Source organism: Marinoscillum furvescens DSM 4134, assembly GCF_003386095.1.
Lineage (GTDB): Bacteria > Bacteroidota > Bacteroidia > Cytophagales > Cyclobacteriaceae > Marinoscillum > Marinoscillum furvescens.
In genome coordinates this window covers 215719-229090 of sequence record NZ_QREG01000005.1, presented here as the reverse complement: position 1 = coordinate 229090, position 13372 = coordinate 215719, and the positions used below count along the sequence as shown (strand labels likewise).

At 46.3% G+C, this 13372-nt stretch carries 4 protein-coding genes; all 4 read right to left on the bottom strand.

The features are described 5' to 3' along the window. Positions 1-1495: PKD domain-containing protein (locus C7460_RS07800; protein WP_115867534.1), on the bottom strand; the 1495-nt coding region annotated here is incomplete at its 3' end. A gap of 3 nt (positions 1496-1498) precedes the next feature. Continuing rightward, positions 1499-2512, bottom strand: coding sequence for a M43 family zinc metalloprotease (locus C7460_RS07795; protein WP_170147929.1), 1014 nt, complete (start codon positions 2510-2512; stop codon positions 1499-1501). Positions 2513-2589: 77 nt separating this feature from the next. Further along, complete coding sequence (locus C7460_RS07790; RefSeq protein ID WP_115867532.1) at positions 2590-12555, bottom strand: PKD domain-containing protein; 9966 nt, start codon at positions 12553-12555, stop codon at positions 2590-2592. Beyond that, positions 12552-13364, bottom strand: a complete 813-nt coding sequence (locus C7460_RS07785; RefSeq protein ID WP_115867531.1) for a tail fiber protein — start codon at positions 13362-13364, stop codon at positions 12552-12554. The genes C7460_RS07790 and C7460_RS07785 overlap by 4 nt, the downstream gene beginning before the upstream one ends. Positions 13365-13372: the final 8 nt, after the last annotated feature.

The following is a 13372-nucleotide window of genomic DNA, read 5'->3' as shown; positions in this document are numbered from 1 at the left end:
CCCAACGAATGACATCTCCGGTGTGACCGCTCAAGCTTAAGGTGTAGTCGCTGTTGTCTGAGGCACACAAAGTGGTAGCTCCTGATACCGTGCCACCCACCGAAGCATCAAATACCTGAATTTGCTGAGAATAGGAGTCCTGACACCCAAAGTCGGAAGTAGCTGTTAAACCAACGGTATAAACTCCCGAAGAAGCATATGTAAGATTGGGACTGGAGGAAGTGGATGTATTTCCATCACCAAATGACCAGGCATAAGTCAATCCACCAGAATTTATCGATGAAGCATTCGAAAAACTAACGGCGTTTCCTTCACAAACATTTCCAGCTGTAAAAGAAGCCTCCGGTAATTCGTGAATGTTTACCACATGACTTACCTCATCCGTACAGCCATTATTAGAGGTGACAAGGAGTGTTACTTCGTAGCTGCCTGTAGCATCATAAAGGTGTGATGGGCTTGCTGAGGTCGAGGTATTGCCATCCCCAAAGCTCCACGCATAGCTTAATGTCCCTGAAGATATGCTGCTCGTATTCGTAAAATTTACAGCTGTCCCCAGGCAACGATCATTAAACGAAAAACCCGCCACTGGCTGAGCATGGACTATCACTTGCTGCGTATGTGTATCGATACAGGAGCCATCTACAGAACTTACTTGTAATGTCACATCATAGGTACCCGCCGCACTAAAAGTATGTTCAGGATTAATCTCAGTTGAGGTTGACAAATCGTCAAAATCCCAGGTGTAGGTTAAATTACCCTGAGCAATAGTGCTATTGTTGGTAAAGCTTATTTTTTCACCCAGACAAATACTTGTGGGAGCCGAAAAATCGGCAACAGGCTCTGGAAGAATAGAAATGGTTTCTGAATACACCTCCGTACAGTTGTAATTTGATTTTGCGGTAAGCATAACCGTATACTCTCCGTAGCTTGAAAAAGTGTGTGTTGGATTAGTAGCAGTGGATGAACCCCCGTCACCGAAATTCCAGGTGTAGGTCATGGTACCACTGGCTATGGACGACAGGTTTTGGAAAGACTGAGCTGTAGAATAGCACCTGTCGCTCCCCAACAAATTGAATCCCGCGGCAGGTGTTGGGCGAACGGTGACGGATTTCGTAATGGTCGCCTCATCTCCATTTTCATCTACTACGGTTAGTGATACCGATTTGGTCCCCGGAGAAGAAAAGATATGCTGTGGATCTCGCACTGCAGACCCCTCACCACCACCAAAATCCCAGGCATAAAGAACGATACTGGAACCATTTGGAGTAGATGTATTTGTAAATACTGTAGCCTCCCCCTGGCATGCGGTAGTAGCCGTGAAATTTGCTGTAGGCTGGGCTGCTAGCCAACCAGCTAACAGGAGCATTGGAACCACTAAAAATGCACGTAGCTTCTTACCCAAATCTTCTTGCATTCGCTGAAACCTATCCAACGAATCGGTAAATTTTCCGAATAGGATTTTAGTCAATTGATTCACTTGCGTTGTGTGTTTCATCCATCAATGTTTTAAAATCAGTTTTTGGGCTACTCCTTTTTCTGCCATTTTGATGTAAAGCAAAGTCTCACAGGTTAGAGGTGTCACCTGCCACCCTTTAGGCAGCTGCCTGCTCTCAAATAATATTTTCCTACCTGAGGCATCTACTATTTGCATACCTCCTGGATCTTCATCTATGAAAAAGCTGTGTATTGCAGGGTTTGGATAAATGGTCAGGCTTTGAGGCTGATGTAAGAGCGTTTCATAAGCCACCTCAAGCTCGGGGCGCAGCGTCAGCAGTGTTTGCCTCATGCGCTCAACCTGCCCAGCAGTGAAAAAATGCATACAATCATCAGGAGCCAGGTTCATGAAATTTTGAACCATGTCAAGTGACTCACATGTAGAGCGACTAAGATCGCAACCATGGGCAGGTCCGTATTGTGGAGGAGTATCAGCAACCTGATCACCATCCCCACAACCATCAGATTTCCATGGGTGGGCTAGCCCCAGCCAGTGCCCTACTTCGTGCGTTAATGTGCGGCCACCATCGTAAGGCACTGTGGCTGTTCCGGAGGTACCAAAAAAGGTATGGTCTATGACCATACCCACTTCCTCGTGATCAAACGACTCTGGTGTTTTGGCAAAAGCGGAAATGGAACCAACCAGATCACACACCCAAACATTTAGTACCCCAGGTATTTTATCACTTCCTCCCGTGCTACTAAAATGAATGTCAGATATGCCAAAAGGCCCTGCTGAAGATGATACACGCAGAATGCCGCCATCACCGATCTCCTGATCAAGGTAAAACTGAATATTGGCTGATGTAGCAACCTTCTGAAATGGTTTGACTACATGGTCCAAATCCTGGTTAGACTTGGAAAAGTCATTATTTAGCACGTTTAGCTGAGCATAAACTTGCTCTTGTGTGATTAGCTCAGGTTGATCGTAGACGATGTGAACAACCACAGGGACGTATAGTGTGGAACCATCATCATGCACTCGATAGTGATTGCTTTCTACTCCTGAAGAATACAAACAAGTCCTCGTTTGCCCAAAACTGCATGTAGCACAAGCAAGCCACGCCAAGACGCTATGTAGTACTAGCCTTCTCATCATTTGACCTTCACAAAACGCATTTTTTCTACCTGTGACCCTGCCTGTACGGTGACGATATAAGTCCCACTAGCTAGATCTGCAATGTCTATTTCTACTTGTCCCGAAGCATCTAAAAAGCCGTAGTGCAGGATTTCAGTACCGCTAAAATCAAACACCCTAAACTCCATCCTGGCCGCACTACTCAATTCAAAATCAAACGTGATTTCATCTTGCGCCGGGTTGGGATAGATGGCCAACTGTCTGAATTCCAGGAATGGAATTTTTGGATCTCCAACATCAATGCTGCGGGCATCAACAACCGTCAGGGTCTTGCTTTGGGTGTCAGTGCATATTCCATTAGAAACCTCAAGGCTTACAGTATACTCCCCTGGAGTAAAGTAGTAAATGGACGGGTTGACCATATTGCTAGAGTAGCGCCCATCTCCAAAGTCCCACCTGAACGATGCAGGTACAGGCTCCGTAAGCTGCACCATGTGTACTTTCTCATTCACACCAATTGTGCTTGGCATCAAAAAACTGGCTGCTATACGTTCACTGGTGCTTTCTATATTGACTACATCTGTTTCCGTGCAGCCAAATTCATCGGTTACAGTCACCCAATACATGCCGGGCTCCAGGTCTGTAATAACTCTGCTCGAGGCTTCAAAGCCATTGTCAGATTTCCACTCGTAGGAGACTGACTCTACACCCGCATCTAGTGAAAAAGTAGCTTCATCACATATCTTCCGATCATCTCCCAGTTCCAACCCAATGGCAGGACGTACTGTCACTTTCACAGTATCGTACCCCTCACAACCAAATTCATTTGTCACCATTAAAACATACTCACCGGATGTGCCCACGTCCAGATATCGTGAGCCCGGAAGTTCATTCCAATGGTACGAGTTGAAAACACCTGCATCGAGGGTTATTTGTTCTCCGTGGCATAGGGTAACATCCTCTCCCAGATCCGGCTGAGGAGAATTATTGATTGTAACTCTCGTAGTGTCGGTTAATTCACAACCATCCTGAGTCGTAATTTTGACCCAATACACACCGTCTTCATCGGTTGTTAGTTTAGAATTGGTACTTCCATTAGACCACAAGTAAGAGCTTCCCGGGTTCAGGGCATCCAATACGACCCAATCACATCCATTATATTCATTTTGTAAAGGGTCTTCTGGTAAAGGATTGAAATGTACATGGATACTATCTGTATAACTACACCCTTCTTCCGTGATTGCTTCCATCCAGTAATCTCCAGTACTGGTGACGGTCACTTCGGATTCAGATGCCCCGGTATTCCATTTATAATGAATTACATCAGCCGAAGGATGACCAGTCAACTCTACAGGCTCACCCGCACAATGTATCTGGTCTGGTCCTAAACTAAACTCTGGCACTTCATGAATTACCAGACCGATAGTATCTCTACTGACGCATAAATCTTCACTGATCACCTCCACCCAGTAGGTAGCGGTAGTAGTAGCCGTTATTTTGGCCGTAGTAGAACCATTGGACCACTTATAGCTAGCTGCATCCACGCCCGGATCCAGTAAAAACTCTCCACAGGCTTCGGTATCCGCTCCCAGGTCAGGTTTTGGGTTCCTCAAAAGGGTAACTTCTGTTGTATCCCTTGCAGAACAACCACTACTATTGGATACTTCTACCCAGTAACTACCTGAACTCTTTACCTCCAGGTGTTGCGCTGTACTATTGTTAGACCACAGATAAGAATCCCCCTCGTCTCCTGCATTCAAGGTCACCACGTCTTTACAGCTTTCCACTTCTTCAGCCAAATCAATGCGTGGTGCCTCACGAATGGTCACCGTTTTTGCTGAGAACGATGAGCAGGATTCTGAATAAGCCGTAAGCCTTACAGTATAGCTCCCCGCCTCTTTAAAGCTGTGAAAAGGGTTCGTTTCGTCGGACGTACTACCATCACCAAAAATCCAACGATAACTCAAGGAATCAGTGCCGGCATATGAAGTCATGTTTTCGAACTGAATAGACTGTCCTTCGCATCCATTGGTAAAACTAAAGTTGGGGGTAGGCACAGGCTCAATGGTCACTAGCTGCATACTTGTAGCCGAGCACCCGTTAGGATCTGTTGCGGTAAGCGATACGGAATAGGATCCAGCTGTAGAATAAGTTTTTTCAGGTATTCGCCGTACATCCTGTGTACCATCTCCAAAGTCCCACAAGTAGTCAATCGACTCGTTTAGGGAATCAGGCACGAAACTAATTTCAGCTCCAGCACATGACCCATAAAAACTAAAAGTAGCATCTGGAGAATCCAGCACTTCCACTTCTACAGAATCGGATTGTGTACATGCTCCGTATGAAACAGTCACTTTATAGCGACCATTATCTGAAACTTCCAACTTTTGACCAGTATGGCCATTGGACCAAAGGTAGCTAGCTCCCGTATTGCCAGCATCGAGCTGTGCTACACCTCCGGGACAAAGGGAAATATCTTCACCCAGGTCCACTACAGGAGTAGACCTGATCGTCACTGAGGTACTATCTATGTGCTGACACCCTTCTTCGGTTGTAACCTGCACCCAATAATCCCCTCCTCGTTCGACTGTGAGTGTGGCCGAAATGCTGCCGTCTGACCATAAGTAAGTGCTTTCAGGGTTTTGTGCATCAAGCACCACCATATCGCATCCTTCATAAGCTGTATCCAGCGGCAAGTCGGGTAAAGGATTAAAATGCACTTCCACGCTATCCCGATAATTACAGCCTTCATTTGTAGTGGCCTCCAGCCAATAAGTACCCTTGCTATTTACAACCAATGAATTGGTAGTAGCACCGGTATTCCAGAGATAACTGACTCCAGCCGTGGAAGTGATCCCCTCCAGCTGAACCTCTTCTCCATCACATGCCACACGATCTGCTCCTAAACTAAAGTCAGGTACAGCAAAGACATCAACTGCTACAGTATCTCTATTGACGCATAAGTCCTTGCTAATCGTCTCCACCCAATATGTTCCTGATTCGTTGGTCACAATCGTTTTTGAACTTCCGCCAGAAGACCAATTGTAGCTAACAGCATTTATGCCGGCACCCATAGTGATTTCTCCACACGCCTCCACATCAGGCCCCAAATCTGGTTTGGGATTCTCCAAAAAGACCACTACCGCGGTATCTCTACTCACACAGCCCTGGCTATCGCGGACCTCTACCCAAAAGCTTCCCGGTTTGGACACTTCCAGCACTTGTGTTGTGTGGTTGTTTGACCACAAGTAAGAATGACCAGAATTTCCTGCATCCAGGCGAGCAACTTCACTGCAGCTATAAACCGTATCCTCAAATTCTATGATAGGTACCGAGTGGACGGCAATCGTTTTAGTGGTGGTAACATCACAAGAGGCACTCGATACTTGAAGCCTAACCGTGTAGCTTCCAGATGTAGTATAAAGATGAGCTGGGGACGCTGAAGTAGAAACGGCTCCATCTCCAAAGTCCCAGGAATAAGTCAAATCCGCTCCTCCCGAAATGGTGGTATTATTTGTAAAAGAAACCTCTGAGCCCTCACAGGCGGTGGAAAAGCTAAAATCAGCTACGGGCACAGGTTCTATGGTTATTTCCTTAGCAGTGGAAGCTTTACACCCATCGGCATTGGTAACGGTTAGTTCCACGGTATATGCGCCTGCAGCAGTAAAGCTTTTAGAAGGTGAGAACCCTACTCCCTGAGTGCCATCACCAAAGTCCCACAGGTATTCCCATTCAGCATTGAATTCTTCAGCCTCAAAATTGATTGCTGAGCCTTCACAAGTACCGCTAAGGGTGAAACTCCCTTTGGGTTTGTCGAGCACCCGAATCTCCACCGAGTCCGATACCATGCAGCCACCATTGGAGACTTCTACCTTGTAAATACCAGCGTCAAAAACTGTGATAGTTTGTGTACTTGCCCCGGTAGACCATAAATGATCCGCACCGGTGTTTCCTGCGTCTATGGTCACAGACTCGCCAAAACAGATGGTGAGATCACCCCCCAAATCAACCACAGGGCTAGCAACCACTGTTAGGTTTACGCCATCCGTAGCTGTACATCCATTTTGATCTGTAACAGATACCGTGTACGAACCAGAGGTGGTCACTTCTAAAAAGCGTGTAGTATCACCAGTAGACCACTGATAAGCGACACCTGGAAACACTCCAGCATCAAGAATATCTGAATCACATATTTGCCTATCGGCACCCAGGTCTATGGTTACAGGGGTGTTGAGTGTTACTTCGGTTTCTTCAATTTTCGTGCACCCCGAACTGTTTGTCACTTCAAGCCCGAGGGTTCGGTTCACCGTTTCCGTGTAATAGCGACTAGTAGCCAAAGTGCTTCCACTTGCTACATCGTACCACCTGTAGGAGTCCATCGCAGCCCCCCCATCAATTTCCACTTCGCTTCCACAGGTAATAATTTCATCCCCCAAATCTACCGATGGCTGTGCCAACACATTTAACATTTTTGTCGCTGCCTGGACGCACTGTCCATCTGTAATTTCCAGGGTAACCTGATAGCTCCCAGCCTCCTCAAACTGATGCACAGGAGAAGCTACAAATGAAGTATTTCCATCACCAAATGACCAACTAAAACTTGCTTCTGAGCTATACCCTGATGATTCATTGGTAAACGACACCTCCGCACCCGCACAGGCATCGCCAACAGAAAAGTCCACTACTGGAGGCTCACCCACGGTAATTGTTTGCGAAAACGTACTCACACACCCTTTCGTACTGGACACCTGAAGCGTGACCTGATATTCGCCATCTGCTTCAAACAATTTTACAGGAGAATTTTCCACGGATGTGGTACCGTCCCCAAAGTCCCAACTGTATGAAGCAATAGCGTCGGAGCCGTTGGAATATGACACATTAGTAAAAGTGACCGTTTCACCTTCACACACGTGCGCGCGATCCACCGTATATCCAGCTGATGGTGGGGCCACGGTATTTACTTCAACCGTAGTACGAACAGCACATTCACCTTTTACTACTTCCAGCTGATAGGTACCGGCCTCAGTGACCAGTTGATTGGAAGAAGCACCGAGAGTTTGCCCTGTAGTCAGATTTTTCCACTGATAGCTATCGGCTGTTACGTTGCTGCTCAGGGTTAATTCAGCATTGCTACACAGTTCTCGATCTGGCCCCAGATCCAAAACTGGAGGAGCCTCTACCAAAATTTGTACAGAGTCTGTATAAGTCCTGGAAGGTGAGCCTATCAGGTCTGTAACGGTAAATGTCACTTCTGCTGTATACCAACCGCTTTCAGTTACCTCCAGCTGTGAGTTCGAATGTCCAAGGTCAACATTGTCTTTTTTCCAGCGGTAAGAAACTTCTGATGATTGTGCTGGAAAGGCCAAAGGCCTGGCATCTAGGATCGTCTGTTCACATACTGAACGATTGCTACCCAGATCATTTGGCTCTAGAATATATACTGGCAAGGTAGAGCTGGTGCGGCAGCTTTGCGGTTCGGGCGATATAACCTCTACCTCATAAAAACCTGAACGTGTAACCCTCACGCTATCATCCTCGGAAGTGAACCCACTCTGCTCGTAGGTCCACTGGTATGAAGATCCAGCTGGCAGATAGCTTGAAGGATCGCTTTTTGGTACCATATCATGGTAACCATTTACAGCGATGACATAATCACCCAAATCAAAAGCTGGGGCCCTGAAAATCTCAATGACTTGTGAAGTACTATCCACACATCCCTTGCCACTGGTAGCTATGAGCGATACGGTATGATCTCCCCACGTGGTATACGAATGTTCGGGCGATTGCTCTGAAGATGACTCACCGTCTCCAAAATCCCACAAATAATCGGAAATTGAGCCCGCAGCAATAGAGGATTGGTTTTGAAAATCGACCCCAATATTTTGACACGCATCGGCTACTGTAAAAGCTACAGATGGCAAGCTATTTACCTTTAGTTGCCTGCTGACCGTGCGAGAACAACCGGAACCAGTAGATTGAATCAACGATATGGTATAAATACCAGGGGTGGAATATGCATGCGATGGCTCAAATGAATCGGCAGTGTGGCCATCACCAAAATCCCAGGCGTAAGTGAGACTGCCTCCATCAGGATCAGATGAGGTGTTTTTTATATAAAATGTTTCGCCCGAACATACCTCAAATATTTTAGCGTTGAGCGCATCTTGAATCTCGAAACCTCCACTGGGCTTAGGCAATACTTCGAAGGATTCCGTCATGCTAGAAGTACATCCATATTCCGAAGTTGCTAAAAGGGTAGCGGTGTAAGTTCCTGCAGTAAAAAACTTGAGGGCCGGACTTTCTGCCCTGGATGAGCGTCCATCACTAAACCTCCATTCATATGTCATACCCCCACCACCAGCAATGGTCGAATTGTTTACAAAGTTGATCTCCTCGCCCTCACAGCCATTGGCCACACTAAACGCTACTCCTGGCAAAGGATCCACCACCAACTGGTCAGTATAGACATCTGAACAGCCAAGTTCAGAGCTGACTGTAAGGGAAACGTCATATGACCCGGCTGCCAGATATGTCTTATCCGGCTGGCGTTCGGTAGACGTGGTACCATCTCCAAAATCCCACAAAAAATCAGTAAGAGGGTCACCTGATGCTGCAGATGATAGGTTTGCAAATGAAAACGCTTCCGTGAGACACACTCTCGGTGATGAGGCATTGAAGGCAGCCACAGGAGAGGAAATTTGCTCCACAGTTACCTCATCTGAAAACGAACAAGTGCCAGAAGCAACTGTAAGTCTATAGGTATCAGCGCTATTAACTAAAAGTTGTTTACGGTTACCAACAACAGACCCTGCAGAGTTTTTCCACTCATACGAGCTTGCAGTGATGTTGCTCTCCAGTGTAGCACTTCCGCCTGCACAAATGGTCACATCATCACCCAGCTCCAACGCTGGGGGAGTATCAATGGTCACAGCTACAGACTGCACATGCGTACACTCTGGTGCCCCCACTAACTCTGGAAGTGCATAAGTTACCTCCACGGTGTAGGTACCCGATGAACTCGCTTCATAAATAGCATGAGTTGCTCCTCCTATTGTGATCCCATCCTTTTTCCACTGATAAGAAAGCTCACCTACCCCAGAGGGATAACTATCAGGAGTGGCATCTAATCTCGCAAAATCACAAGACGTAATGCTAGTGCCCAAATCTGTAGGCTCGACAAGATATACAGGAATGGTATATGCTGCACTGCAGCCATCATTTGTCTCCACCTCCAGGCTGTACTCACCATACTCTGTGACTTGTAACTCGTCCGTAGTGCTCAAAACATCACCTTGGGCATTGGTCCAGGTGAAACTACCGTTGCTCATGTTTGGAAAATCTCCCGCTTCATCTACTGCATCCAGAGTCAGATTGCCTTCACACGACAAGGCATAGGTAGGCAGGGTAAGGTTCGGTGTTTGATGTATTTGTACCACATCCGAACCACTGTCGCTACATCCGTGATCAGAAGTCACCGTTAGCTCTACTGTATACGAATTATGTGTGTCATATATATGGCTGGTATTCTGACCTTCCTTTGAATTTCCGTCACCCAGACTCCAATTGTATGTTACTTCTTCTGTCAGATGACTTTGGTCGGCTGCATTAAATATCACCTCTGTGCCGTCACAAACATCCGCCATATAAAAGTCAGCTACCGGAAAATCGTACACCTCAAAACTCTGAGAAGTACTGTCTATACACCCGTCATTGGTTTCGCGAAGGAGACTCACCGTATACCCGGAGGACTGGGAATAAGTATAAGTCGGATTAGAAGCAGTGGAACTATTACCATCACCAAAGTACCATTTGAAACTACTGAACCCTCTTCCACCAGGCACTGTAGAGTTGTTGGCAAAGGCAACATTTACTCCTTCACATACACCATCTACTTCGTTTCCTCCCACCTGCTTGGTAAACATCCCCTCTGGTGCGGGGAAAATCTTCAGGTTTATGGCTACACTGTCCTTACATCCCTTATTTTCTGACTCGGCTAACAACTCTACAGTGTAGTTTTCCAACTGCGAAACCTTGTAGCTCCGTGATGGACTTTCCTCTCCCTTAAGCTCAGGTTTTGCATGGTCTCCAAAATCCCACGTATAATGCAGGTTGTCCTTACCACCAAGTGCTTCATCATGAGCTATGCTGCTTTCGTTGTTAAATTTGATTACAACCCCTTCACACACCTGATAGGGTAGACTTAAATCCACTCCACCAGCATCCTGAGGCTTAAATACCACTTCAGGCTTCGGGTTTATTTCGATCGTTTGCGTAATGCTATCCCTACATTGATGGTCTTTGTGAGTAGCAATCAGTTTTATACTCAAATTCCCATGTATATCGTAGGTATGCTGCGGTGAAAATTCTGAGGATGAATTCCCGTCCCCAAAAGTCCAATCCATGCTCAGAACAGCTTCTGGGTCAGCCGTTGTTCCATCTATTGGTACATAAGTGCTGTTGTTTGTAAAATCAACAGGCAATCCTTCACATTCACGTGAAGGAAAAGTAAAACTTACCTCAGGTAAATTATGTACCTGAACCAGCCTGGTTGTAACAGGACTCACACAGCCATAAGCGTCTGTGACCTGTAGGTCGACATCAAAATAGCCCGACTCACTAAAAACATAATTTGGGTTTGAGTCAGAGGAAGTGTTATCCAAATCATCAAAATTCCAAGCATAAGATGCAACAGTGGTCCGTGAATCTGAGGTACTAGAGGTACCGTCAAAACTTACAGCATCACCATAACAAGACAGTGTATTTCCTGGGCTGAAAGTAAAAGCCGCAACGGGCAGGTCAATCACGTTAAGCGTATAGTCAGCACTGTTTTCACAGCCCGTATTCATTCGCTCAAAGAGGGTAATCGGTTTGTTATCCAGAGTCGTACCAATGTCATTGATCGAAAAGGAGTCCCCGAAAGTCGTGTCAGACTCTAAAACCCAATAAACATAGTCAGCACCTGAAGACGATAAGTTCAGGTCATTTCCCTCGCATATTACGATCTTATTTTCACTCGTATTTAATTGCCCTCCTGCTACTGCAGGCCTCGCATCTGGCTTGGTGTCACACTCTGCGTCCGCCAAAACGAGTCGGTGACTGGTACTGGGTTTAAACGTAATTGCAGCTTCTACATAGTTTCCTGTTGCATTTGGTGTGGAGGGCTGCTTTACCCATTTACTTCCCCCGTCTTCAGAAAGGTATATCGCTAGATCAGCTGCGGTTAATCCATTTAGTTCTCCTGGTGAATAATTGATCCTGAAATCACTCAGGTAGGTTTCATGACTTCCCGCCATAGACACATCAAAATACCGCTTCATAGATGTGCCATTTGCCACATTATCAGGAGGACTATCGCTATGTGTTCGGGTAATTGTAATCCCTAGTCCCGTAGAACTAAACCCAATACCCGAGCCTTCATAGTTATCTGCATACTCCCCTTTGGCGAGAGAAAACTCCTCAAAATGTAAGACCCCATTTCCAGAAATGTTTTGAGACTCACCAGTTAGCGTCGAATTGTTCGGAAAAGTGATCTTGGCATTGTTTCGTAGGACCAGGTCACCCCCAGAAACGTCTACTCCTATGCGTACATCTAAGCTGTTGTCGAGATAAACCTTCGTGTTATTTATTAAAGTAAGATTCGGTAGATAGAGCGTAGCTTGCGGGCTCTTGATCGTATCTACTCCCCCACCTCCAAATATCACAGAACCATAACCTGTGGTATCGCTGTCCACATCTACTTTGGCTATGAAAATGGTATTGCCTTCATTGATCAGGTCTCCGTCTACGCGCAAAGTACCACCCGCCATTTTGTACTTTTCAGTCTCTGCGGAATTAGATGCATCCTTTAGATTCCCCGACACGTACAGCAGTCCCGAACCACTGATAGAGACCTCAGTGTTTTTAGAGTAGAAATCTGTCTGCCCGAAGCAATAATGCTTCATGCTCCAAAACAGAGCGATCAGTATAATCAGGCGAGCGCTCATAATTTCATGATATAAGCTAATGTGTAATAAGGAGGTCGGTTTTCGTGAGCATCGCCTCCACCACTGCTTCCGGATGTGACATTAAATGAATGGCTGTGGTTGCCAGCTGATCGGATGCTAATGCCAGTAGTGCTGGATTTACTTTCCAAGTCAGCACCATTTTTACTATTCCCTCTTTTCAATTTATCATCTGATCCATCGGCTTTATATCCTCGAATACGGTGCGTATGCCCGGGATCATTTACAGTGTGGGTATGACTTCCCGCTGTACTTGTAGTTCCCGACACATTGTGAGAATGAGCAGGCATCTCATTGATGGATAAACTTACCTCCTCCAGCCCTCCGGTACGACCCGTAGTATCATAATCAGCAACTCGCTCGTCATACCCTACGATAAATCGCCCGCGAAGGTCGGGAGTTTGGACCGTGCGGCTCGAGCTTATGGTTCCTGCATCTGTATTGTCCAGTGGATTGTAATAGCGGCCATCGCAAAGTGCCCAGCCTTCTGGAGGAGTAATGCCCGTCCACATGATAATAGCCCCCTGAGGCATTGGGCTAAGTGGCGTCCAGCTTCCTGCAAAAATGTGAAGCTGTTGGGTACGGATATCATAGGCAATGAGTCCATCTTTTGGTGAGGCAATGTCGCTAGTCACGTCATTCACCCGAGGTAGTAGCACCCCTTTATTGGTAGCGGATACTTCCAAAATAGCACTTGCATCTACATTAGAAGTCCCTATTCCCACTCCATCCTGTTGGCCATAGCCAGCCAACACTCCCAGGAGCAAAATAATCGTTAGGTATTTTTCCATAGCTAAGC

Bases quoted from the DNA above. Each gene is read 5' to 3' on its own strand.
- C7460_RS07790 (WP_115867532.1), bottom strand. From the start codon at position 12,555: ATGAGCGCTCGCCTGATTATACTGATCGCTCTGTTTTGGAGCATGAAG.
- C7460_RS07785 (WP_115867531.1), bottom strand. From the start codon at position 13,364: ATGGAAAAATACCTAACGATTATTTTGCTCCTGGGAGTGTTGGCTGGC.